This is a genomic window from Sphingomonas swuensis (genome assembly GCF_039538045.1).
Classification (GTDB): domain Bacteria; phylum Pseudomonadota; class Alphaproteobacteria; order Sphingomonadales; family Sphingomonadaceae; genus Sphingomicrobium; species Sphingomicrobium swuense.
The window spans coordinates 1,415,909-1,437,515 of record NZ_BAABBQ010000001.1 but is presented as its reverse complement, the minus strand read 5'-3'; the positions used below and the strand labels follow the sequence as shown (position 1 = coordinate 1,437,515).

22 protein-coding genes and 1 tRNA gene are annotated in these 21,607 nt (G+C 67.7%); 9 read left to right on the top strand and 14 right to left on the bottom strand.

What is annotated here, in order from left to right; all coding sequences use genetic code 11:
• Window positions 1-59 precede the first annotated feature (59 nt).
• Window positions 60-1,679 carry a trigger factor gene (gene tig, locus ABD727_RS07150; protein WP_344708037.1) on the bottom strand — a complete coding sequence of 540 codons (1,620 nt, stop codon included), beginning with the start codon at window positions 1,677-1,679 and terminating at the stop codon, window positions 60-62.
• A gap of 63 nt (window positions 1,680-1,742) precedes the next feature.
• Window positions 1,743-1,827, bottom strand: a tRNA-Leu gene (locus tag ABD727_RS07145).
• An 85-nt stretch (window positions 1,828-1,912) separates the two neighbouring features.
• Between ABD727_RS07145 and ABD727_RS07140 the strand changes: the two genes are divergently transcribed.
• Window positions 1,913-2,113 carry a hypothetical protein gene (locus ABD727_RS07140; protein WP_344706699.1) on the top strand — a complete coding sequence of 67 codons (201 nt, stop codon included), beginning with the start codon at window positions 1,913-1,915 and terminating at the stop codon, window positions 2,111-2,113.
• On the opposite strand, the gene ABD727_RS07135 is transcribed toward ABD727_RS07140, so the two are convergent.
• From ABD727_RS07135 to ABD727_RS07120, 4 genes are read right to left on the bottom strand one after another with little or no spacing between them, the layout of a single operon-like run.
• On the bottom strand, window positions 2,110-2,700 hold the full coding sequence (locus ABD727_RS07135) for a phosphatase PAP2 family protein (protein WP_344706698.1): 591 nt from the start codon (window positions 2,698-2,700) through the stop codon (window positions 2,110-2,112). The two genes, ABD727_RS07140 and ABD727_RS07135, sit on opposite strands and share 4 nt — an antisense overlap.
• Window positions 2,701-2,737: 37 nt before the next feature.
• Window positions 2,738-3,364 (bottom strand): hypothetical protein, encoded by a 627-nt coding sequence (locus ABD727_RS07130; protein WP_344706697.1) that lies wholly within the window; start codon window positions 3,362-3,364, stop codon window positions 2,738-2,740.
• 10 nt (window positions 3,365-3,374) lie between these two features.
• On the bottom strand, window positions 3,375-4,586 hold the full coding sequence (locus ABD727_RS07125) for a M48 family metallopeptidase (RefSeq protein WP_344706696.1): 1,212 nt from the start codon (window positions 4,584-4,586) through the stop codon (window positions 3,375-3,377).
• The gene (locus ABD727_RS07120; protein ID WP_344706695.1) at window positions 4,583-5,374 is read right to left on the bottom strand and encodes a hypothetical protein; all 792 of its coding nucleotides are present in this window, start codon (window positions 5,372-5,374) and stop codon (window positions 4,583-4,585) included. The genes ABD727_RS07125 and ABD727_RS07120 overlap by 4 nt, the downstream gene beginning before the upstream one ends.
• Before the next feature lie 240 nt (window positions 5,375-5,614).
• Between ABD727_RS07120 and ABD727_RS07115 the strand changes: the two genes are divergently transcribed.
• From ABD727_RS07115 to ABD727_RS07105, 3 genes are all read left to right on the top strand, one after another.
• Window positions 5,615-6,319, top strand: a complete 705-nt coding sequence (locus tag ABD727_RS07115; RefSeq protein WP_344706694.1) for a DUF6975 family protein — start codon at window positions 5,615-5,617, stop codon at window positions 6,317-6,319.
• An 84-nt stretch (window positions 6,320-6,403) separates the two neighbouring features.
• Entirely contained in the window at window positions 6,404-6,694 is a 291-nt protein-coding gene (locus tag ABD727_RS07110; protein ID WP_344706693.1) for a hypothetical protein, read from the top strand.
• A 43-nt stretch (window positions 6,695-6,737) separates the two neighbouring features.
• Window positions 6,738-7,580: an AAA family ATPase gene (locus ABD727_RS07105; protein WP_344706692.1), complete on the top strand. Its 843-nt coding sequence runs from the start codon at window positions 6,738-6,740 to the stop codon at window positions 7,578-7,580.
• A 146-nt stretch (window positions 7,581-7,726) separates the two neighbouring features.
• Here the strand turns inward: ABD727_RS07105 and ABD727_RS07100 are convergent, their stop codons facing one another.
• A complete protein-coding gene (locus ABD727_RS07100; protein ID WP_344706691.1) occupies window positions 7,727-9,124 on the bottom strand; it encodes a methyl-accepting chemotaxis protein in 1,398 nt (465 codons plus the stop codon).
• 121 nt (window positions 9,125-9,245) lie between these two features.
• Window positions 9,246-10,484: a tetratricopeptide repeat protein gene (locus ABD727_RS07095; protein WP_344706690.1), complete on the bottom strand. Its 1,239-nt coding sequence runs from the start codon at window positions 10,482-10,484 to the stop codon at window positions 9,246-9,248.
• Between the two features lie 162 nt (window positions 10,485-10,646).
• Here ABD727_RS07095 and ABD727_RS07090 point away from each other — a divergent pair, with 162 nt between their 5' ends.
• The 3 genes from ABD727_RS07090 to ABD727_RS07080 all read left to right on the top strand — a co-directional run bounded on the left by ABD727_RS07090 (window position 10,647) and on the right by ABD727_RS07080 (window position 14,840).
• Window positions 10,647-11,402: a YaaA family protein gene (locus tag ABD727_RS07090; RefSeq protein ID WP_344706689.1), complete on the top strand. Its 756-nt coding sequence runs from the start codon at window positions 10,647-10,649 to the stop codon at window positions 11,400-11,402.
• Between the two features lie 186 nt (window positions 11,403-11,588).
• On the top strand, window positions 11,589-14,300 hold the full coding sequence (gyrA, locus tag ABD727_RS07085) for a DNA gyrase subunit A (RefSeq protein ID WP_425566803.1): 2,712 nt from the start codon (window positions 11,589-11,591) through the stop codon (window positions 14,298-14,300).
• A gap of 69 nt (window positions 14,301-14,369) precedes the next feature.
• Window positions 14,370-14,840: a host attachment family protein gene (locus tag ABD727_RS07080; protein ID WP_344706687.1), complete on the top strand. Its 471-nt coding sequence runs from the start codon at window positions 14,370-14,372 to the stop codon at window positions 14,838-14,840.
• Window positions 14,841-14,903: 63 nt separating this feature from the next.
• On the opposite strand, the gene ABD727_RS07075 is transcribed toward ABD727_RS07080, so the two are convergent.
• From ABD727_RS07075 to uvrC, 5 genes are all read right to left on the bottom strand, one after another.
• A complete protein-coding gene (locus tag ABD727_RS07075; protein WP_344706686.1) occupies window positions 14,904-15,335 on the bottom strand; it encodes a DUF488 domain-containing protein in 432 nt (143 codons plus the stop codon).
• Between the two features lie 48 nt (window positions 15,336-15,383).
• Window positions 15,384-16,373, bottom strand: a complete 990-nt coding sequence (locus tag ABD727_RS07070; RefSeq protein ID WP_344706685.1) for a sensor domain-containing diguanylate cyclase — start codon at window positions 16,371-16,373, stop codon at window positions 15,384-15,386.
• A 62-nt stretch (window positions 16,374-16,435) separates the two neighbouring features.
• A complete protein-coding gene (apaG, locus tag ABD727_RS07065) occupies window positions 16,436-16,840 on the bottom strand; it encodes a Co2+/Mg2+ efflux protein ApaG (protein WP_344706684.1) in 405 nt (134 codons plus the stop codon).
• A gap of 4 nt (window positions 16,841-16,844) precedes the next feature.
• A complete protein-coding gene (recO, locus tag ABD727_RS07060; RefSeq protein ID WP_344706683.1) occupies window positions 16,845-17,456 on the bottom strand; it encodes a DNA repair protein RecO in 612 nt (203 codons plus the stop codon).
• Between the two features lie 147 nt (window positions 17,457-17,603).
• The gene (gene uvrC, locus ABD727_RS07055) at window positions 17,604-19,550 is read right to left on the bottom strand and encodes an excinuclease ABC subunit UvrC (RefSeq protein WP_344706682.1); all 1,947 of its coding nucleotides are present in this window, start codon (window positions 19,548-19,550) and stop codon (window positions 17,604-17,606) included.
• A 331-nt stretch (window positions 19,551-19,881) separates the two neighbouring features.
• Between uvrC and ABD727_RS07050 the strand changes: the two genes are divergently transcribed.
• Together ABD727_RS07050 and ABD727_RS07045 are read left to right on the top strand one after the other, a co-directional pair.
• Window positions 19,882-20,148: a hypothetical protein gene (locus tag ABD727_RS07050; RefSeq protein ID WP_344706681.1), complete on the top strand. Its 267-nt coding sequence runs from the start codon at window positions 19,882-19,884 to the stop codon at window positions 20,146-20,148.
• Window positions 20,149-20,226: 78 nt separating this feature from the next.
• A complete protein-coding gene (locus ABD727_RS07045) occupies window positions 20,227-20,682 on the top strand; it encodes a GreA/GreB family elongation factor (RefSeq protein WP_344706680.1) in 456 nt (151 codons plus the stop codon).
• Window positions 20,683-20,849: 167 nt separating this feature from the next.
• Here ABD727_RS07045 and ABD727_RS07040 read toward each other — a convergent pair whose 3' ends face one another.
• Window positions 20,850-21,569 (bottom strand): aspartate/glutamate racemase family protein, encoded by a 720-nt coding sequence (locus tag ABD727_RS07040; RefSeq protein WP_344706679.1) that lies wholly within the window; start codon window positions 21,567-21,569, stop codon window positions 20,850-20,852.
• Window positions 21,570-21,607: the final 38 nt, after the last annotated feature.

The following is a 21,607-nucleotide window of genomic DNA, read 5'->3' as shown; positions in this document are numbered from 1 at the left end:
CTTTCGACAGGAGAAGGAGAAGCGGGACCCCGGGTCAAGCCCGGGGTGACGAAAGCGTTCTACGCCGAGGCCTTCTTGGACTTCTTCGGCTTGGCACCGGCGCCGTCCTTGACCGGCTCGGCCAGGGTCGGCTCGGCAGGCTCAGCCTCGACCGCGCCCTTGGCAGGCTTGGCGGCCTTGGCCTTCTTGGCGGCGGGCTTCACTTCGGCGGCGGACTCCGCGGCCTCGGCGGCGGGAGCCTCCTCGGTGGCGGCAGCCTTCTTGCCCTTGGCCGAAGACTTCTTGGCCTTGGCCGGAGCCGCCTCATGGCCATGGTTGTGACCGCAATCCGGACCATGGACATGGCCGTCCTCGGCCTCGAGATCGGCCTCGATCTCCTCGCGGGTCGCGGTCCGCTCGGTCACTTCCGCCTTGGTGAAGAGGAAATCGACGACCTTGTCCTCGTAGAGCGGCGCGCGCAGCTGGGCAGCCGCCATCGGCTCCTGCTGGACATATTGGATGAAGCGCTCGCGGTCCTGCGGCTGGTACTGCTGGGCCGCCTGCGCGATGAGGCGGTTCATCTCCTGCGCATTGACCTCGATGCCATTGGCCTGGCCGATCTCGCTCAGCAGCAGGCCAAGGCGCACGCGGCGCTCGGCGATGGTGCGATACTCGGCCGAGTCGTTCTGGATCTCGGCCTTGGCGGCCTCCGGATCGCTCTCGTGCCCAGCCTCATGCTCGAGCTGCGCCATGATGTTGGCGAACTCGGCCTCGACCATCGAGGGCGGAACCTCGAAATCGTGGCTGCCGGCGAGGTGGTCGAGCAGGCGGCGCTTCATGTGGGTGCGGGTCAGGCCGTTGAGCTCCTGACTCTGCTGGTCGCGCAGGATGCCCTTGAGCTGGTCGAGGCTCTGGAGCCCGAGCTGCTTGGCGAAGTCGTCGTCGATCTTGGTCTCGCCGGCGGTCTTCACCGCGGTCACCTTGACGTCGAAGGTCGCCGGCTTGCCCTTGAGGTTCTCGGCCGGATAATCGTCGGGGAAGCTGACGTTGAGCGTGCGCTCGTCGCCGACCTTGGCGCCGATCAACTGGTCCTCGAAGCCCGGGATCAGCGTGCCCGAGCCGATCTCGACCGCCATGTCGGTGCCGGTGCCGCCCTCGAAGGCGACCCCGTCCTCGGTCTTGCCGACGAAGTCGATCACGACCTGGTCGCCGGTCTCGGCGGCCTTGCCCTCGGGCGCGTCCTCGAAGCGCTTGTTGCCCTTGGCGAACTGCTCGACCTGCGCGTCGACCGCGCTTTCGTCGGCCTCGACCACCAGCCGCTCGAGCTTGAGCCCGTCGATCTGCGGAGTCGGCACCTGCGGCAGCGTCTCGAGGCGGATGGTGACCTCGGCGTCCTTGCCGGCCTCATAGCCGGGGGTCAGCTCGACCTGCGGCTGCATCGCCGGGCGGATCTGCTTTTCGGCCATCAGCTGCTGCACGCCGGCCTGGATGGTCGAGTTGAGCGCGTCCTGGTGGAGCGCGTCGCCGTGCATCTTGCGGATGAGGTTGGCGGGGACCTTGCCGGGGCGGAAGCCGGGCATGCGCACCTGCGGCGCCATGCGCTTCACCTCGTCGGCGATGCGCGCATCGATCTCGGCTGCCGTGAAGGTCAGCTGGTAGGCCCGCTTCAGGCCCTCGTTCTCGATCTCGACGCTCTGCATGGTGTCAAACATTCCCAGGTAAGATGTTGAAAATCATCTGCTCGCTTCCGGCCGAGGCGAAAGTGGTGCGGGCGAAGGGACTCGAACCCCCACATCTTGCGATACTGGTACCTAAAACCAGCGCGTCTACCAATTCCGCCACGCCCGCGCGAGCGTTCGGGGCGGCCCTATAGCAGGCTCAGGGGGCTCGGCAAGCCACGCAACTTGTCCGCTCGGACGCGCGTTCCTTCTCCATGCAACAGCTACCCCCCTTCCCCGACGACGCCCCCGGCTTCGAGCCGACCCCACCCGAGCAGCCGGCGCAGCCGAGCGAACCCGGCCAGCCGACCCATGCGCCGGCCGAAACGCCGCCGCCCGAAGCCCCGATCGACGTGCCCAGCCCGAGCAGCCCGGGGACTGAAACCCCGACCACGCCGATCTCGCCCGTCAGCTAATATTTCCCGGCGCGGCGAACGAGGGCGTTGATTGCCGCTTCGGCCGCAAGGCCGATCGCCGCGCCGACGAGGACGTCCGAGACGAAGTGCTTGGAGCGGACGACCTGGGCCACGCTCGCACCGGCGGCGAGCGCCAGGGCGGTCCCGCGAGCAGCCGGATAATCGCGTCCGATAGCTACGGCGACCGCCAGCGCTCCTGCGGTATGGCCCGAGGGAAAGCTGTTGAAGTCGCTGTCGCGGCGCTGCCCCTTGCGGAGCACATATTCGCCGCGCCTGACCGCGGCATCGGGCCTCGTGCGATCGACGCCGGCCTTGACCACGCCGCGCAGCGCGGTGGCGAGAAGATGCGCCGCGAGCATGCGCGTTCCCGCCCGCCACGTCCGCCCGTCGCGCAGCAGCACGGCCGTCGCCAGCGTCGCCGCCGCGGCGGCGTAGATCGGCTCCTGGTCCGAAAGGTCGCTGACCGCGCCGAGCGCCTCGATCACACCATTCTCGGCAAAAGGCACGAGCGCGTCGGCGACCGCGGCGTCGATGGTCTCCATCGCCGTCGAGGTGTCGACATTCGGCATGTTGATCTGCTGGGTCATCGCCGGCTCAATGTCCGGCGAGGTGACAATGTTGCGTCTAGCGGCGGCGGCGCCCGCTCGCGACCATCGCCTCGAAGTCAGGCAGCGCGCGGCCGAAGTAATGCGCTCGGGCCCCGTCAACCATCATCAGGTAGAGCTTGCCGTCGATCACCGCGCCCACCGCCCGGCCGCGGCGCCACACCTCGTCCCCGTCGAGATGCTCATAGTCGTACTGGAAGCCAGGACTTCCGAGGAACGGGCGCGGGGCCAGCGCAAGCGTCTTGAAGTCGACCGAGCCGCCCTCGACCCGGTAGAGCGTCTCCAGCAACGCCGCGATCTCGGGCGCGGTCATGTCCGAGCGGAACTTCGGCACCTGCCGGTCGGCCTTATACTCCTGCCGGATCAGCCTCTTGTCGTTGGGAAGCCCGGCGATGAAGCTGATCGAATCGAGATAGGGCCCGTTGAGCGTCCAGTCCTCGACCCAGCGGACGTCGTTGAAGACACTCCGCTCGACCCGGTTCCACTCGCGTGGACTCGTGACGCTCATCGCGCCGTTGCCGACGTTGATCACCTGCCCGGCCCGGACGAGATTGTAGGGGCTTCCAAAGCCGCTCCCGCCGCCGACCCCGGAGCAGGCGGAGAGAGACAGCGCGGCAGCGGCGGCAAGCAGGGTGCGTCGCATCATGAGGTCGGTCCTAGCTCTGGATCATCTGGCGCACGAACGGGGCGTCGGGGGCGTTGGGCGCCATTGCGAGATAGCGCTGGAGCGCGGTGCGGCCTTCACTGGCGCGTCCCTGCTTCATCAGCATGACCCCGTGCCAGCGCCACGCGTCGGCCGGTGCATCGGGATAGGTGACCGCCTGCGCATAGCTCTGTGCCGCCGCCTGCTGGTAGGCGACCCCGTTGCGCAGCCGGTGCACTTCGCCCCGGTAGAACAGCAGGGTCCCGTTCCAGCCGTCCTTGGCGAGGGTCTCGACGATATACTGGCTGGCGCCCGGATCGTTGAGCTTGACCTGATCGTCGAACAAAGTCTGGCGGATCGGCTGCAGTGCCTGGAGGTAGCGCTCGCGCCCGCGGTCATAGCTGCGCCCGGCGACCGTCAGTTCGCGCGCCGAGATGCGCAGGTCGTCGAGACGGGCGCGCGGCGCGGGATGGGTCGCGAAAAGGCTGTAGCCGCGATCGACCCGCTTGCGCCGCTCCTTGGCCGACCATTCGAGTTCGGTGATGAGCTGGTCCCAGGTCTCCGACATCGACAGCGGCGCATAACCCGCCTCGGCGATGAGCTTGACCCCCATCGCGTCGGCCTCGGCCTCGAGCTGGCGGCTGTAGCGAAACAGCGTCAGGATGGTGCCGAGCTCGGCCAGCCGGACGAGATCGCCGGTGTAGGTTCCGGTCGCGCCGCCGGCGATCCCCGCCGCCATCGACAGCGCGGTCAGGATGTTGCTCTTGCGCTTGGTGTCGCGCCACGAGCGGATCTGGTGGCGGAGGAGGAAGTGGCTGCTCTCGTGGGCGATGACCCCGGCGAGCTGCGCCTCGTCGCGCATCCGCAGCAGGAGTCCCGAGAAGAAGACCGTGAAGCCGGTCGGGAACATCATCGCGTTGAACTCAGGCACGCGCGCGAGATAGATGCGCATGTCCTTGGCCGCGGGGCCGCCGACCTTGCCGATCAGCCCCTGAAGATAACGATTGAGCGCCGGATCGCGGATCAGCAGGTTCGATCCCGCGACTTCCTCCTCGACCCGCTCCATCTGCTGCCACAGACCCTTCTCGTCGGTGTCGACCGGGCGATAACCGGGACCGATGAGCGGCTTGAGGCTGGCGGGACTGATCCTGGCCGAGGCCGGCCCGGCGACCAGCGCCGCGGCGCCGCCCGCGAGCATCGCTCGGCGCGAGAAGTCGAGGCTCACTTGGCGCGCTCCGCCGCGGCCTGGGCGCGGCGGACGTCGCGTCCCGGCTTCATCCGGCCGAGCAGTCGGTCGACCATCTGGGTCGCCCCCTCGGGCTTGCGGAGGTCGCCCATCTTGATCCCGGCGACCTGGGTGCCCGCCTGGAGGACGTTGAACCAGACCACCTCGCCGGTGCGGAGGTCGACCAGACTGGCGTAGGCGCTCTGCCCGCCGCCACCGATGTTGGGCGCGCAGAAGCCGACGAAACAACCGGCGATTCCGAGCACCTGCATCGCCACGCGCCCGCTGTCGGCGAAGCTGTCCTCGGCATGCAGGAACAGCGCATAGTCGTAGCCGGTCGCGCGGCCGAGCTTCACCGCGTCCTCGCCGAGCGTGTAGTCGAGCCCCTTGCCGCGCTTGGTCGGAAGCTCCGCGCCGGCGAACTTGTGCAGCGCGATCGAGCTTCCGACCGCATTGTGCAGCCGCTCGAGCTCGGCGACTGTGTCGGCGCTGATCCCCGGAAGCGAGTCCCGCCGGTTCATGATGAGGGTCTGCCCGCCCCGCCCTGCCTGCTGCGCACGGAGCGCGGCGAGGATGTTCGCTCGGGCGGCTTCGGTCCAGTCGGCACGAGGCTCGGTCAGACCGCCGGCCTTGACCGAGCCGACGGTCACGTCGGGGCGCATCACGAGCAGCTTGTACTCGCCCTGCGGCGGGGTGAACTGGAGGTCGGCGACCTGGCGCGTCTGGACGCAGGCGGAAAGCGAAGCCGCCGCCAGTCCGATCGTCGCCAGCTTGACGGCTTTTCTCATGAACTCTTCCCCTCGGAGCGCCCGCAAGCCGACAAAACTTGGGCCCTATCAGCGACTTGGGGCATGATTGAGCTACTTTTGAGAGGCTTTCTGCTTGATGAACAACCCCTTGTGGACGCCGCCGCAGCATGCCGCAACACAAGCTTAAGGCGGCGCTAACCCTGTCTTTACGCCCCTTGGTATAGCTTCCAGCACTAGGAACCCCGACGAACCCTGACATTCGCGGGGAAAGGAGCAATAATGGCGCAATCGGGAGTGGTACGGCAGCGGGGCGCGGCGGAAGCCGAAATCGTCGCCGCACGGCCGAACGTGGCCGCGCTTGCCCATGATGCCCGGATGGACGCTGCCGGCGTCCTGTCCCACGCGCATGCGGTCGACCTTTCGGGGCCGCTCGCCCCCTACCGTGCCCGCGACCTCGACGATTTCGTCCACCTTGCCTGCGCCGTCTATGGTCGCCAGCCGAGCGTCGTCGATGTCGCCCTCCACGCTGCGGCGGCGGGGCCGGTCCGCGACTGGCTCGAGCTTGCCGCCAATGCCTTCGAACGCGAGCGGCTCTATCTCGTCCGCCTGACCTCGGCCTCGGGACCCATCCCCTCGACCCCCGGGGCCGCCGAGACCGAGGCGGCGCTGCTCGCCCAGCGCCACGCGCTCGAGACCCTCGCCCGCTCCGAGCGTCACGGCTGCGCGCTCGGCGCCGCGACGGCGCTGGTCGCGGACTGGCAAAATCTGCGCCGGCTGTTCGACCGGGCAGCGGCTCGCGTCGGGATCGAGGTCCCGGCCTGCGCGCTCCCCGACGCCGACTCGATCACTGCGGTGCTGACCCTTGCCGCCGACGGTGTGGCGGCCGAGCGGGCGATCCGATTCGGTGCGGAGCAGTTGCTCCTCCAGCACCGTTCTCTGTTCGACCTGCTCGAGGCTCGAAGCGAAGCGCGCGAGGAGTATTAAGCCTCGCTCCGCTGGTCGAAAGCGGGTTGCGTGCGGCGCGCCGATGGAGAATGCTCCGCCCCGTCGATAACGGAGATTAAGTTCATGCGCGTTGCCCCGCTTCTTCTCGGCCTGCTGATGGCCGTTCCCGCCTCCGTGCAGGCGCAGAGCGCCGCTCCGGCCGCGCCGCAGACTAGCAAGGCGACCGGCGAGGCCGAGAAGCGCATCTGTCGCCGCGACGAGGGCGTGGGCTCGCGCCTCGGCAAGCGCGTCTGCCTGACCCGCGCGCAGTGGGCCGACCTGCTTACCCAGCAGGCCAACGACCGCAACGATATCCTCGGCCGGGCCGAGCGCGAGGAGCGCGACTCCTCGCCCTTTGGCGACCGCCCGCAATAAGCGGCGGCTTGCGCCTGGCCGACCCTCCCCATAGGGATCGGCCATGCGCTTCCAGGGAACCAACGACTATGTCGCGACCGACGACCTGAAGGTCGCGGTCAATGCCGCCGTGACTCTGCGCCGGCCCTTGCTCGTCAAGGGCGAGCCGGGCACCGGCAAGACCGTCCTCGCGCACGAGATCGCCAGGGCACTCGATGCGCCGCTGATCGAGTGGCACGTCAAGTCGACCACCCGCGCGGTCCAGGGCCTCTACGAATATGACGCGGTCGCCCGTCTTCGCGACGGCCAGCTCGGCGACCCGCGCGTCCACGAAATTTCCAACTACATCCGCAAGGGCAAGCTGTGGGAGGCGTTCACCTCCCCTGTCCTTCCGGTGCTGCTGATCGACGAGATCGACAAGGCCGACATCGAGTTCCCGAACGACCTCCTTCAGGAGCTCGATCGGATGGAGTTCCATGTCTACGAGACAGGCGAGACGGTGAAGGCCGCCGAGCGGCCGGTGGTGGTGATCACCTCGAACAACGAGAAGGAGCTGCCCGACGCCTTCCTGCGCCGCTGCTTCTTCCACTACATCAGCTTCCCCGACCGGGCGACGATGGAGCGGATCGTAGAGGTCCATTTCCCCGGCATCCAGAAGATCCTCGTCGGCCGCGCGCTCGACCTCTTCTACGACGTCCGCGACGTCCCGGGGCTGAAGAAGAAGCCGAGCACCAGCGAGCTGCTCGACTGGCTGAAGCTGATCCTCCACGAGGACATGCCGCTCGACGTCCTCCAAAACCGCGATCCGACCAAGGCCATCCCGCCGCTCCACGGCGCGCTGCTCAAGAACGAGCAGGACGTCATGCTGTTCGAGCGCCTGGCGTTCATGGCCCGGCGCAAGGGCTGAAGTTCCTCCCTGCCGCGAAGTGGCGGGGAGGTGGCAGCGCGGAGCGATGACGGAGGGGCCTTCCCCACGAACTAGCTTGGCCCCTCCATGACTGCCTTCGGCAGCGGTCCCCCTCCCCATCGCTACGCGAAGCGGAGGAGCCAAAGTCACTCCTCGCGGTAGGCGAGCTCGAAATTGCCCCAGCGGCGGCCGTTAACGAACAGCGGCACGAAGACGTTTTTCACCGCATAGGTCTTGTCGCCGAGCTCCATGCGGTAGGTCATCAGCATCGCCGGCTTGTCGCTCTCGATTGCGGCGCGGGTCTGTTCGTCCATGAAGATCCGGCGGTTGCGGCAGTGGGCATCGTTCCACACCGGGTCCGGGCCCGGCGCCTGGCAGCGCTCGGACAGGTGCGTCGGAAGGAAGCCGTCGACGTTGGTGATGGCCGAGCCGATGATCCGCGAATCCTTGAGCTTGAAGCGGTCTAGGATCGGCCGGATGTGCTCGTCGGCGAAGGCACAGAAGCGATTGTCGTACTGGACCGGGTTGCGGCCGGGGATCGGCACATATTGCCGGTCCATCACGTCATCCATGCCGATCTCGCCGCGGGTCACGCCCTTCTCGGTTGCCTCGGCAATGGCGCGCATCGCGTCCTGGGCGAGGATGATCATCGGCGTATCGTCGATCTCCGCGCCCGAGTTGGCGAGCGTGTCGAGCATCGTCGCCGACAGCATCTCGAGGCTGCGCAACCGCTTCTCGGCCTCGATCAGCGCGCCGCCATTCTCGCGGGCGTCCTCGGCGAAGTCGGTCAGGCTGGCCTTCACCCGGTCGACGCTGGACTGGATGAGGTTGGTCGAATGCGCGATGCCCTCGGTCTGGCGGTCGACCATGCCGACGATCTCGCTGACTTCGCGGACGGTCTCGTGAATCTGCCCGAAGCCGCGCTGCGCGGCCCGGCTGCGGTCGACGCCTGTCTTGATCTCGGTCGTGACCGCGCCCGCCTCGCGGGTCAGTTCGCTGATCGTGAGGCCAATCTGGCTGGTCGCCGCACGGGTGTCGTGCGCGAGCTTCTTCACCTCGGCCGCGACCACCGCGAAGCTCCGCCCGGCGTCACCGGCACGGGCGGCTTCGATCGTGGCGTTCAGGGCCAGCATGTTGGTCTTGCGGGCGATCGCCTCGATGGTCGAGGAGACGCTCTGCACCTGGTTCATCGCGGTCGCGAAGGTCGCCATCCGCTCGCCAAGCTGGACGACCAGTTCGGTCAGCCCCTTGAAGCCGGCGATGGTGTCCTCGATCGCCTCGCGCCCCGCATCGAGCTTGGCCTTGGCCTGCTCCGAAAGCAGCCGCGCCTCGTCGGTCGAATCCGACACGCGCGCCTGGTCCGCCAGCAGCCGGGTGGTCACTTCCTCGAGCGTATCGAGGGTCTTGAGGTGAACCCCGATACGCTGCGACACGTCGGTGACGTAGCCGGCGACGTCGGAACATTCGATCGACAGCGAACCACAGCTTCGCGCCACGGTGCGGATCGCATCTTCCGTGACCTGCTCGATACCTGCCGTCGCCATTCGCATCCCCACTCGAAAGCACTGTTCGAGCGGGATGTAGCGGCGAGCCCCTACCGTTCGGTTAACCAACGAAAAGGGCGCCGGCACGATGCCGACGCCCTTCTGTCAGTCCAATCAGAGATCAGGCCTTGGTCTGGAGGTAGAGCAGCCACATCTGCGCCAGGCTGGCGCGGTTGCCCTTGACCGCATTGAAGGCGGCGGTCGCGCCGGCCGTGTCGCCCGAGCGCGTCAGCGCGATGCCGAGGCGCAGGTTGGCGAGGTCGGCGTCGGCGCCGCCCTTGCCGAGCGCGGCGCGGTAGAGCGTCGCGGCCTTGGCATAGTCGCCGTAGCTGAGGAAGGCGTCGCCGGTGTTGAGCGCCGGACGCGCGGTCGACGCGGCAAGCGCGGTCTTCTCACCCGACGCGAGGCTCGCGCGGTCGCCGGCGATACGGCCGCCGGCCGAGCTCGCCATCTCCTTCCAGGTCGCCTTGTTGCGGTCGATCTTGTTGGCCGCGAAGGCCTCGTCGAGCACCGCCTTCGCCTCGCCCGGAAGGCCGCGGGTCAGCAGCGCGTCGACATAGGGGAAATAGTCCCCCTCACCCTCGAAGCTGTTGGTCAGCCGCTGCAGGCGGAAGAGGTCGATCTTGTCGGCGGCATTGAGGTTGCTGGTCTGCTCGTAGATCTTGAGAGCGGTCCGCCAGTTCTTCGGAGTCGGCGCGGTCTTGAGTTGGGTGAACGCCAGCTCGCGCGCCACCGGCAGGCGGTTGTTGTAGGCGATCGACAGCGCCTGCTCGAAGATCTGCGGGTCGGCGGGCTTGCCGCTGGCCTGGCTCAGCTGGATCGACTTCTGGAGCGCGGTGACCGCCTCGGCCGGGCGCTTCTGCCGGTTGCGGACGAGGCCGAGGATGTACAGGCCCTCGACGTTGTTCGGATCGGACGCGACGACCTGTTCGACCGCGGCCGCGGCCTTGGCGGTCGCGGCGGTGTCGGCCGAGCCCTTGTTGAAGTAGAGTCGCGCGGCGACGAGATTGTAGTTGGCGAGCTCGGGTCCCTTGGGGACGCCAGTGGCGATCGTGCCCTCGAGCGCGGCGAGCAGCGCCGCGTCATTGTTGGCGGCCGCCAGCGGCTTCAGCTGGAGCTGGTAGGCGAAATAGCGGTCGATCGGGGTCTTCGCGACCGCAAGCGCAGCCTGCGACAGGGCCGGCAGCTCGGCCACGCGGTTCTCGTTGGCGGCCTTCTGAAGCGCGGCGAGCGCCGGGCGCGCTTCCTTGGACGGAGCTGCAGCCGGAGCCGCAGCCGGAGCGGCCTGCGCCGCCAGTGCAGGAGCAGGAACGGCGGCAGTGAACAGGAGGGCAGCAAGCAGCGCAGCCTTGGTCGACATCAATTCTCTCTCCGTCGGTAGTGTGAACGGCCCTTTAGACCGTCCGGGGATGACCCGCCAGCGCTAAGGCGATTGCTCGTGAACGCCGTTTGAACCGCGCGATTACAACAGGTTAGAGGTCGGTATGGACGAAGAGCGGACGGCCCTGCTAGCCGCACCGCCGTGATCATCCTGCTGTCCCCCGCCAAGACCCTCGATTTCGACACACCTGTCGAGGAAGTGCCGACCGAGCCGCGCTTCGCCCGCGAGGCGGCGAGCATCGCCCGCGCTGCCGCCAAGCTCGGTGCGGAAGAACTGTCCTCGCTGATGCACATTTCCGAGAAACTCGGCGACCTCAACGCGACCCGCTTCCGGACCTTCCGCAAGGCCGAGCCGCGGCCTGCGATCCGCGCCTTCGCCGGCGACGTCTACCGCGGCTTCGATGCTGGCAGCGCGGACCAGGAAACCCTCGCCTTCGCGCAAGATCACTTGCGAATCCTCTCCGGCCTCTACGGGGCGCTGCGGCCGCTCGACGGGATCCGCCCCTACCGCCTCGAGATGGGCACCAGCTGGAGCCCGAGTGGCGGCAAGCTCGTCGAGCATTGGGGCCGCAAGGTCGCCAGGGCCGTGCTCGGCGACCTCAAAGAGGATGGCTCGGGTCTGCTGATGAACCTCGCCAGCAACGAATATTTCGCGGTCGTGCAGCCCTTCCTGCCGAAGAAGGGCATTCGCCTCGTAAGCCCTGACTTCCGGGTCCGCACCGCCAAGGGGCTGCAATTCCAGAGCTTCACCGCCAAGGTCGCCCGCGGCAGCCTCGCGCGCTGGCTGTGCGAGGAGCGGATCGCGGATGCCGAGGCGCTCCCGGCCTTCGATTGCGATGGCTGGCGTTATGATGCGGACGGGAGCACCGCGGCAAAGCCGCTGTTCGTGAAGGGCTGAGCGAGCGGCGGCGGACCAGCGGCAACTGCACAAACCCCTCGCGCGTACACGCGCGCGCTGCTAGTCGGCTATGCAGGCGGTCCGCCGCCTCCATGACAAAGATAAGCAGGACAGAAATTGGCCACTGAAGCCCCGGCGCCGCCGCCTCCAACCGACGTCATCGCTCCCATCTCCATCGTCGAGGAGATGAAGACCTCCTACCTCGACTATGCGATGAGCGTCATCGTCAGCCGCGCGCTGCCCGACGTGCGCGACGGATTGAAGCCGGTGCACCGCAGGATCCTCTTCTCGGCGAGCGAGAACGGGTTCGTCTACAATCGGCCCTACCGCAAGTCCGCCCGCATCGTCGGTGACGTGATCGGTAAGTATCACCCGCACGGCGACACCGCGATCTACGACGCCCTCGCCCGGATGACCCAGGACTGGTCGATGCGGGTGCCGCTGATCGACGGTCAGGGCAACTTCGGCTCGATGGATCCCGATCCGCCCGCCGCCATGCGTTACACCGAGGCGCGGCTGGCGAAGGTGGCGGGCTACCTGCTCGACGACCTCGACAAGGACACGGTCAACTTCCAGCCGAACTACGATGCGTCCGAGCGCGAGCCGCAGGTGCTCCCGGCACGCTTCCCGAATCTGCTGGTCAATGGCGCGGGCGGAATCGCGGTCGGCATGGCGACCAACATCCCGCCGCACAACCTCGGCGAGGTCATCGCCGCCTGCCGTGCCTACATCGACGATCCGGCGGTGACGTCCGAACAGCTGATGGAGCATGTGAAGGGGCCGGACTTCCCGACCGGCGCCATCATCCTCGGCACCGCCGGCATCCGTTCGGCCTATACCAACGGCCGCGGCTCGATCGTGGTGCGCAGCCGCTACAAGGTCGAGGAAGGGCGCGGCGACCGCAAGTCGATCGTGCTCACCGAAATCCCCTACCAGCAGGGCAAGAACGCGCTGGTCGAGAAGATCGCCGAAGCGGCCAAGGACAAGCGGATCGAGGGCGTCAGCGACATTCGCGACGAGTCCAATCGCGAAGGCGTCCGCATCGTCATCGAACTCAAGCGCGATGCGACTCCCGAGGTGGTGCTGAACCAGCTCTGGCGGCACACGCCGGCGCAGGGCTCCTTTCCGGCGAACATGCTGGCGATCCGCAGCGGTCGCCCCGAGACGCTGGCGCTGCGCGACATCATCGAGAGCTTCGTCAAGTTCCGCGAAGAGGTCATCACCCGCCGCACCAAGTTCGAGCTGAACAAGGCACGTGAACGCGCCCACATCCTGCTTGGCCTCGTCGTCGCGGTCACCAACCTCGACGAGGTCGTGCGCATCATCCGCGGCTCCGCCTCGCCGTCCGAAGCGCGCGAGGCGCTGCTCGCCCGCGACTGGCCGGGTGACGAGATCCGCCCCTACATCCAGCTGGTCGAGGCGATTGAGCCGCAGGCCGCGGGAGAGACCTATCGGCTCAGCGAAGTTCAGGTGAAGGCGATCCTCGATCTTCGCCTGCACCGCCTCACCGCGCTCGGCCGCGACGAGATCGGCAACGAGCTCGAGGGCCTCGCCAAGACGATTGCCGAACTGCTCCACATCCTCGGCGACCGCGCCCGCCTCTACGAGGTGATGCGCGAGGAGCTGGACGAGGTCGATGCGCAATTCTCGACCCCGCGCAGGACCGAGCTCGCCGCCGCCTTCGACGGTATCGACGACGAGGATCTGATTGAGCGCGAGGACATGGTCGTGACCGTGACCATGACCGGCTACATCAAGCGCACCGCGCTGTCGGTCTTCCGCGAGCAGAAGCGCGGCGGCAAGGGTCGCTCGGGCATCGCCACCAAGGACGAGGATGCGGTCACCAACCTGTTCGTGACCTCGACCCACAATCCGGTGCTGTTCTTCTCCAACCTCGGCCGCGTCTACCGGATGAAGGTCTGGCGGCTGCCCGAGGGCGGACCGACCGCCAAGGGTCGGCCGATGGTCAACCTCCTCCCGTTGCAGGCGGGCGAAGTGATCACCACCGTGCTCCCCCTCCCCGAGGACGAGGAGAGCTGGAACGCGCTCCACCTGATGTTCGCCACCGCCCACGGCGCGGTCCGCCGCAACAGCATGGACGCGTTCAAGAACATCCCGACCGCGGGCAAGATCGCGATGAAGTTCGGCCTCCCCGACGAGGGTGAGGAAGAGGATGCGACCGACCGGCTGGTCGGCGTGGCGCTGTGCAGCGAGGAGGACGATGTCCTGCTCGCGACCCGCAACGGCAAGGCGATCCGCTTCATGTCGACCGCGATCCGCGAGTTTCAGTCGCGCTCCTCGACCGGTGTCCGCGGGGTCCGGTTGCTCGGGCAGGACGAGGTCATCTCGATGTCGATCCTGCGCCGCGCGGGCACGACCCAGGAAGAGCGCGAGGCCTATCTGCGCAGCCCGAAGTGGCGCGACAATGTCGGCGCGGACGGGCTCGAGGAAGACCGCTACGCCTACATGGCCGAAGCCGAGCAGTTCATCCTCACGGTCACCGAGAATGGCTTCGGCAAGCGCACCAGCGCCTACGAGTATCGCCGCACCAACCGCGGCGGCCAAGGCATCACCAACATCGACACGTCCGAGCGCAACGGTGGCGTGGTGGCGAGCTTCCCGGTCAAGCCGGGCGAGCAGATCATGCTTGCGACCGACCAGGGCAAGATGATCCGAACGACGGTCGGTTCGATCCGCATCGCCGGGCGCAACACGCAGGGCGTGATGATCTTCCGCGTCGACAAGAGCGAGCACGTCGTCTCGGTCGCCAAGATCGACGAGGAGGACGAGGTCGAGGTCGAGGCACTGAATGACGGCGAAGTCGCGATCGACGATGGCGCCAACACCGCCGAGCAGGAGCTCGACAAGCCGGTCGATCCGGGCGTCAGCGAGGAATAAGGTGGCGGCGGGGGGCGCAACCCTCCCCCGCCCCGCCCGTTCTCCTCCTGACACATGGAGGAGTGAAGAATGCCAATTCCCAATCGCGCGCTGGTGCTGGTGGTCGACGGCCGCAAGATGCTGTTCTTCCGTAACGAGGGCGACGCGAACCAGATCGACCTGCGTACCGAGGCGCATGAAGAGCGCAACGACGCTCACCATGACGGAGATCTCAAGACGGACGCGCCGGGCTCCTCGGCGAACAGCGTCGGCTCGGCGCGATCGTCGATGGAAGAGACGGACTTCAAGCAGCAGGACGAGGACAATTGGGTCAAGGAGGCGGCCGAGAAGCTGCGCATGCGCGCGCTCAAGGGCAACTTCGAACACCTTTGCATCATCGCTCCGCCCAAGGCCCTCGGCGTGCTTCGCAAGGCGCTCCACAAGGAAGTCGAGAAGCGCGTCGTGTGCACCATCAACAAGGAGATGAGCGGGCGTCCGATCCCCGACATCGAGGCGCTGATCGTGTCCGAAACCAAGGCCGAGGAGCCCGCCGACGTCTGAGCTATCGTGCCCCGGCCGACCGCCGGGGCACCCCTCGCGCCACGACCGCTCGTGTCGGCGGCCTCAGGCGAACAGGTGCGTGACCTTCGCTTCCGGCAGGACCTCGCGGATCAGCATGCTGCGGTGGCAGCCCGCGGGCTCGCGCTCGAAGCAGAGCAAGGCCGAGGGCCCTTCCGCGACCAGTGACCTGAGTTCGGCGGCCGCCGCTAAAGCCTCGGGAAGCGCGAGCTGTCCGGCGTAGATCGCTTCCATTTCGGCAGTGCGGCCCTTGCGCGCGGCCTCCCTCCCCGCCGGCGGAGTGCCCAGCGCGCGCAGGTGGACGTAGCCGATCCCCTCCTCCGCCAGCGCATTTTTGAGCGGGGTCTTGGAGAAGCCCGGGCGGCGCGACAGCGGCAGCGCGCGGACGTCGATCACCCGTGCGACCCCGGCGCGCTTTAGCTCGGCGAGGAAGTCGCCCTGCGTGACCGCCTCATAGCCGATGGTGAACAGCTGCATGACGAGGGGGGGTGCACCCTTCGCCTTGCTCCGGCAAGCCTCAACCGCTCAGGCAGCGGCCGAGAAGGGCGGGATCTCGGCGGCGACGCAGCGGTTCCGCCCTTCACGCTTGGCCGCATAGAGCGCGGTATCCGCATGGGCGAGCGCATGGTCGAACTCCTCGTCATGCTCCATCGCGGCTAGACCGATGCTGACCGTCACCTTCGGACAGTCGGGCGCCTCCATCGCCTCGATCGCCCGGCGGATCCGCTCCGCCCCCTCGACCGCCTCGTTGCGGGTGGTCGCGTAGAAGAAGATCCCGAACTCCTCGCCGCCGAGTCGACCGAACAGGTCGGTCGAGCGAAGCTGCCCGCGAACCACCTGCGAGATGGCCTTGAGCACCAGGTCGCCGGTGGCATGGCCGTGATCGTCGTTGACCTTCTTGAAATGGTCGACGTCGAGTACCGCGATGGTCGCCGAGCGCTTCTCCGAGCCGAGCCGGGCAAGGCCGCTGGTCACCGCGTCGGAAAAGGCGCGGCGGGTCAAAGCGCCGGTCAGGAAGTCGCGGTGGGCGAGCGTCTTCAGCTCCATCTGGTCGACGACCACCTTGGCGAAGCGCTGGAGCCGCTCGATGTCGCCGGGCGTGAAGTCATGACGCCGCCGGTGGATCGCGCACAGCGCCCCGATATTGTAGCCGTCGGGCGTGGTCAGCGGTGCCCCGGCGTAGGCTCGGATATTGGGCTCGCCGGTGACCAGCGGGTTCTTGACGAAGCGTGCATCCATGGTCGCATCCTCGATGATCATTGGCTCGCGCGACTTGATGGTCTGGTGGCGGAAGGCGACCTCGCGCGGCGTGCCCTTGCTGTCGAGGCCCTGGATCGACTTGAAGCGCTGCTGTTCCTCGTCGATCAGGGAGACGGCACAGATGGGGACCCCGAGTAGGTCTTTGACGATGCCGGTGATGGTGTCGAAATTGGGCTCGTGGACGCTGTCCAGCGCGCAGTAGCGGTGGAGAGCGAGGAGGCGGCCGGCCTCGTCGGTGAGCTTGGGATCGGACATATCCGGAGACTGCCGGATCAGGCTTAATGCCCGGTCGCCTCAGGGTCCGAAACGGACCTTTGTCAGACGGGTCCGACGAGGGGGAAGGTCGGGATGGCGATGTCGAAATTGCGTCCGTCCTCGTCGACCATCCGGTAGCTTCCAGTCATCTTGCCGGTCGGGGTCGGAAGCGGGCAGCCGCTGACATAGTCGTAGGAGGCGCCGGGCGCGATCAGCGGCATCTCGCCGACGACCCCCTCGCCGCGAACCTCGTGGACCGCGCCGCGCCCGTCGGTAATGGTCCAGGCGCGCGAAAGCAGCTGGACGCTCTGCGTGCCGCGGTTCTCGAGCCGGATGTGATAGGACCAGAACCAGCGCCCGCTGGCCGGCGCCGACTGTTCGGCAAGATAGCTGACCGCCACCCGGACGACGATGTCGCCGGTGATCGCCTCATGCGGGAAGAGCGTCGCGAGTGCGCTGCTGGTCATCGGGTCACGCTACCAGCCCCTGAGAGCGGCGCAACCTCCCCATCAGCCGTTCGCGCGAGTCCCACGCCGGATCGCCGGGCCGACTGAGGAGATCGCGGCGGAGCCGGCGACCGGTCAGCTGCAGGCCAGGGAGCCAGTCGGCGGCGGCGCGCGCGACCTGCTCGGGCTCCAGTCCGAAGCCGAGTTCGGCGAGCAGCAGCAGTTCGAAGGCGAGCAGCGCCGGCCCCCACCCGCTCGCCGAGGGCGCGGCGGCGATCGCCTCGAGCAGCCCGTCGAGCCCGTCGTAGAGTGCCGGGTAGGGTTGGCGTTCGGGCAGGACCTGCGCGGCGAGCGCGGTCGACCAGGCGATCCCGGCGGCGGGGAGCGGCTCGGTCAGCAGCGGCGCGCGGCTTCGGGTCAGCTCGACCTCGGCCTGGGGAAGCTGGGCGTCGGTCCGTGCCGAGAGCCGCGCCTCGACCGCATTGCCGGCGATCAGCACCGGGCGCATCCGCCGCCCGCGCGCGCCGCGGATGTAGGCGGCAACGAGGCCCTCGGCGGGGGTCAGCATCCGCACGATCGCGCCATGCTCGCCATGGGCACGGAGCGAGAGGATGATGGCGGGAGTGGTCAGGCGCATCAGAACCTACCCGTCGCGCAGCGATGGGGAGGTGGCAGCGCACAGCGCTGACGGAGGGGCCTGCGAAGGTGCGAGTGGCCCCTCCACCCCTCGGCTTTGCCGAGCGGTCCCCCTCCCCATCGCTGCGCAACGGGGAGGTTCGGGGAGTCACCCACCCGGGTGGAAATAGTCATAGAGCTGCCGGGCGGTGGCCTTGCTGATCCCGGGGGCTTTCTCGAGATCCTCGAGCGCGGCGCCCTTGACCGCGCGGGCGGTTCCGAAGTGCATCAGCAGCGCGCGCTTCCTCGTCGGGCCGATGCCGGGGACTTCGTCGAGCGTCGAGGTGGTGAGGTTCTTCGCCCTCTTGGCGCGGTGGGTGCCGATGGCGAAGCGGTGCGCCTCGTCGCGCAGGCGCTGGAGGTAGAAGAGCAAGGGCGCGTTGACGGGGAAGGTCAGCTCCCGCCCGTTGGGAAGGTGGAACACCTCCCTGCCCTCGCGGCCGTGGTGCGGGCCCTTGGCGACGCCGACCACGGGCACGTCGTGGACCCCGGCATCTTCCATGATCTCGAGCACCGCGTTCAACTGTCCGCGGCCGCCGTCGATCAGGATGAGGTCGGGCCATTCGCCGCTGCTGCGGTCGGGATCGTCCTTCTCCAAACGCTGGAAGCGCCGCTCGAGCACTTCCTTCATCATCCCGAAGTCGTCGTCGGTCGCCGCCTTCTTGATGTTGAACTTGCGATAACTGTTCTTCACGAAGCCCTGCGGCCCGGCGACGATCATCGCCCCGGTCGCGGCGGTGCCCATGATGTGGCTGTTGTCATAGACCTCGATCCGCTTGGGCGCGTCGGGAAGTTCGAACGTGTCGGCGAGCTCGCGCAGCAGCTTGGTCTGGGTCGTGCTTTCGGCGTGGCGGCGGTCGAGCGCCTCGACCGCGTTGCGGCTGGCCTGGTCGACGAGCTTGCGGCGGTCGCCGCGCTGGGGCCGCTCGATCAGCACCTTGCGCCCGGCCTTCTCGCACAAGGCCTCGGCGACCAGTTCGGCCTCGGCCGGATCGCGGTCGACGAGGATCCGCCGGGGCGGCGGCATGTCCTCGTAGAACTGGATCAGGAAGGAGGAGAGCACCTCCGCCTCGGGAATGTCGGCGGTGTGGCTCGGGAAGAAGGCGCGATGCCCCCAATTCTGCCCGCCGCGGATGAAGAAGGCCTGGATGCACATCGATCCACCCTTGGCGGCGAGCGCGAAGATGTCGGCGTCGCCCAGCCCCTCGGCATGGACGGTCTGCGAACCCTGGATGTAGGTCAGCGCGCGGAGCCGGTCGCGGTAGATGGCGGCAAGCTCGAAATCCATCTTCTCCGCGGCTTCGGCCATCTGCTTCGACAGGCGGGCCTGGACCCCGGTCGACTTGCCGGCGAGGAAGTTCTTCGCGTCCTCGACCAGCTCGGCATAGGCGTCGGGCTCGATCCGCCCGACGCAGGGGCCCGAGCAGCGGCGGATCTGGTAAAGCAGGCAGGGCCGCGAGCGGTTGTTGAAGAAGCCGTCCGAGCAGGAGCGGAGCAGGAACAATTTCTGCAGCGCGTTCAGCGTCCGGGTGACCGAGCCCGCGCTTGCGAAGGGCCCGAAATACTGCCCCTTGGCGCGCCTGGCGCCGCGATGCTTCTGGACGCGGGGAAAGGCATGGTCCTCGCGAAGCAGGATGAAGGGGAAGCTTTTGTCGTCGCGTAGCAGCACGTTGTAGGGCGGGCGGAAGCGCTTGATCAGCTGCGCTTCGAGAAGCAGCGCCTCGGCCTCGGTATGGGTCGTGACGATGGTCATCGAGCGGGTCTGCGCGACCATCCGCTGGAGCCGCTTCGACAGCCGCGCGACCTGGGTATAGTTGGTCACCCGGTTCTTGAGCGCGCGCGCCTTGCCGACGTAGAGCACCTCGCCGCGGCTGTCCTGCATCCGGTAGACGCCGGGGCGGACAGGCAAGGTCTTGACGACATTGCGGATGGCGGCGACCCCCGCCTCGAGGTCGGGCGCCTCCCCACCCCCCGACACGGTAAAGGTCGCGGCGTCCTCGTTGAAGCGGCTGGCGGCGCTGGGATGATCCGGACGGTCGGCCGGGGTGCGATTCATGGGGTGCGATGTAGGACGCACTGTGGGATTTCGGAAGCACTCTCGAGGGTGCGAAGTTCTCGAAGTTCCCAGGGTGCGGGGGTCCCGCGCGGTTCGAAGTTCACGAAGTTCACAGGGTACGGGGGTGTCGGGATGCTTGCGGCTGCCTTGCCTGCAACGGGATGTGGCTTGGCTGCCACGGCAGGCAGTGCAGCAATGGTTTCACCCAGACGTGCGCTCATTGAACCTATATGGCACAAGAATGCCGAGTAGGACAGCGATCTAGCATCGCGGGTGGTTGTGTCCGCTTTCGACCCGTTGCTAGCGTTGGTCGATAGGGTAAGCTCGCGATATGGCCGACGAGATTTCGAGTTCGGAAACGCGCGTCGAGTGGGACGGCTTCCACAGAGTGGAACGTTCTGTTCGGCGACCCTCCAAAACGGAAGTGCTGAAGCGTTCGGCCATGTGCGTCGGCACACTGACCGCGACTTGGCTCTTTTTCCGCCTTGTAATTGGGCAGGAGATTGCAAGTTCCGAGTCACTCTGGGGTGGGCTTATTGGTGTAATAATCGCCAATGCGATCTGGGCATTCAGAGGTTGGGTGCTCATCGAGGGATAACCCGTCGGAGAACGTCCGCTTTCCACCCACAGCAGACGTTCCTATCTACCAGGACATGAACCAGAAGCGCCCCATCGCATGAGCGTCGCCTTTCGCCGGGAGAGCGACGAGGAGCATCTCGAGCCAAAGTTCGAGCTGCCGATCCCGCCGGGGCCCAATCTCGTCACCGCGCGGGGTCTGGAGCTGATCGAGGCGCAGGGGGCGGCGCTCGAGGCGCGCTTGAGCGAGCCATTGTCCGACGAGGAGCGCAAGAAGGTGCTTCGCGACGCGCGCTACTGGCGCTCGCGGGCGGCTACCGCGCAGCTGGCGCCGGTGCCGAGCGGCGACGAGGTCGCGGTGGGGACCCGGGTGACCTATGCCCGGGATGGGGTGGAGAAAACGGTCGAGATCGTCGGCCACGACGAGAGCGAACCCGCCGCGGGCCGGGTCGGCTTCACCGCGCCGCTGGTCAGGGCGATGCTCGGCGCCGAGGTCGGCGAAGAGGTCGAGGGGCCCGGGGGCATGGTGGAGATCGTCGCGATCGAGGTGGCCTGAAGCCGCTCCTTCCCCAAGGCGAGGTGGCCGCGCAAGCGGCCGGAGGGGTTTGGCGGGCGAAGTCCGGTCATCCGGACCGCCCGCGCAAGCTGCGCTTGCGCTGCCCTCCTTAAGGAGGGCTGCGGTAAGGCTCAGACCGCTGCCTTCCTGGAGGGCTGCGGCGAGGCTCAGGCGGCGGCCCTCGCCTCTTCCTTTTCGGCGAGCATCCAGTCGACCGCTGCGCGGGCGTGGATGGCGGTGGTGTCGTAGACCGGCAGGACGTTGGCGCGCGGGTCGACCGCCAGCACCAGTTCGGTGCAGCCGAGCACGATCGCCTCGACGCGCTTCTTTCCGAGTTCGGTGATGAGGGTCTTCAACTTGCGCTGGCTGTCACGGACAACGCGGCCGGCGGCGAGTTCCTCGTAGATAATCCGGTCGACCTCGGTGATCCAGCTTTCCTCGATCGGCGCGAGGGTGACGTTGCGGCTGTCGAAATGTTGCCGGACGTGCGGCTCGGTCATGGTGACGCGGGTGCCGAGCAGGGCGACGGTGCGGCGGCCGTCGGCGGCGATGCGCGACGCGGCAACCTCGCCGATGTGGAGGACGGGGACGGTCGCTGCGGCGGCGACCGCGTCATAATGCTTGTGCATGGTGTTGGAGGTGAGGATCACCCCCTCCGCTCCCGCCGCGACCAGCCGGGCGACCGTGTCCAGGATGACCTTCTCGCCCCCGGCCCAGTCGCCGCAGCGGTGGAAGGCGGCATAATCGTCCTCGCAGTCGAGGCTTTCGATCACCAGCCGCGCGCTGTGGAGCCCGCCGAGACGCTGCGCGACGCCGCGGTTGATGTGCTCGTAATAGAGCGCGGTCGAATTCCAGCTCGCCCCGCCGACGATCCCGAGCTTGTGCACCTTTGCTTCCCCTCACCCCGCCGCACTACGGGTGCGGC

What these genes read in the sequence shown, in the direction of transcription:
- tig (WP_344708037.1), bottom strand. Translation starts at nt 1,679, where the DNA reads ATGCAGAGCGTCGAGATCGAGAACGAGGGCCTGAAGCGGGCCTACCAG.
- ABD727_RS07140 (WP_344706699.1), top strand. Translation starts at nt 1,913, where the DNA reads ATGCAACAGCTACCCCCCTTCCCCGACGACGCCCCCGGCTTCGAGCCG.
- ABD727_RS07135 (WP_344706698.1), bottom strand. Translation starts at nt 2,700, where the DNA reads ATGACCCAGCAGATCAACATGCCGAATGTCGACACCTCGACGGCGATG.
- ABD727_RS07130 (WP_344706697.1), bottom strand. Translation starts at nt 3,364, where the DNA reads ATGATGCGACGCACCCTGCTTGCCGCCGCTGCCGCGCTGTCTCTCTCC.
- ABD727_RS07120 (WP_344706695.1), bottom strand. Translation starts at nt 5,374, where the DNA reads ATGAGAAAAGCCGTCAAGCTGGCGACGATCGGACTGGCGGCGGCTTCG.
- ABD727_RS07115 (WP_344706694.1), top strand. Translation starts at nt 5,615, where the DNA reads ATGGCGCAATCGGGAGTGGTACGGCAGCGGGGCGCGGCGGAAGCCGAA.
- ABD727_RS07110 (WP_344706693.1), top strand. Translation starts at nt 6,404, where the DNA reads ATGCGCGTTGCCCCGCTTCTTCTCGGCCTGCTGATGGCCGTTCCCGCC.
- ABD727_RS07105 (WP_344706692.1), top strand. Translation starts at nt 6,738, where the DNA reads ATGCGCTTCCAGGGAACCAACGACTATGTCGCGACCGACGACCTGAAG.
- ABD727_RS07100 (WP_344706691.1), bottom strand. Translation starts at nt 9,124, where the DNA reads ATGGCGACGGCAGGTATCGAGCAGGTCACGGAAGATGCGATCCGCACC.
- ABD727_RS07095 (WP_344706690.1), bottom strand. Translation starts at nt 10,484, where the DNA reads ATGTCGACCAAGGCTGCGCTGCTTGCTGCCCTCCTGTTCACTGCCGCC.
- gyrA (WP_425566803.1), top strand. Translation starts at nt 11,589, where the DNA reads ATGAAGACCTCCTACCTCGACTATGCGATGAGCGTCATCGTCAGCCGC.
- ABD727_RS07080 (WP_344706687.1), top strand. Translation starts at nt 14,370, where the DNA reads ATGCCAATTCCCAATCGCGCGCTGGTGCTGGTGGTCGACGGCCGCAAG.
- ABD727_RS07075 (WP_344706686.1), bottom strand. Translation starts at nt 15,335, where the DNA reads ATGCAGCTGTTCACCATCGGCTATGAGGCGGTCACGCAGGGCGACTTC.
- ABD727_RS07070 (WP_344706685.1), bottom strand. Translation starts at nt 16,373, where the DNA reads ATGTCCGATCCCAAGCTCACCGACGAGGCCGGCCGCCTCCTCGCTCTC.
- apaG (WP_344706684.1), bottom strand. Translation starts at nt 16,840, where the DNA reads ATGACCAGCAGCGCACTCGCGACGCTCTTCCCGCATGAGGCGATCACC.
- recO (WP_344706683.1), bottom strand. Translation starts at nt 17,456, where the DNA reads ATGCGCCTGACCACTCCCGCCATCATCCTCTCGCTCCGTGCCCATGGC.
- uvrC (WP_344706682.1), bottom strand. Translation starts at nt 19,550, where the DNA reads ATGAATCGCACCCCGGCCGACCGTCCGGATCATCCCAGCGCCGCCAGC.
- ABD727_RS07050 (WP_344706681.1), top strand. Translation starts at nt 19,882, where the DNA reads ATGGCCGACGAGATTTCGAGTTCGGAAACGCGCGTCGAGTGGGACGGC.
- ABD727_RS07045 (WP_344706680.1), top strand. Translation starts at nt 20,227, where the DNA reads ATGAGCGTCGCCTTTCGCCGGGAGAGCGACGAGGAGCATCTCGAGCCA.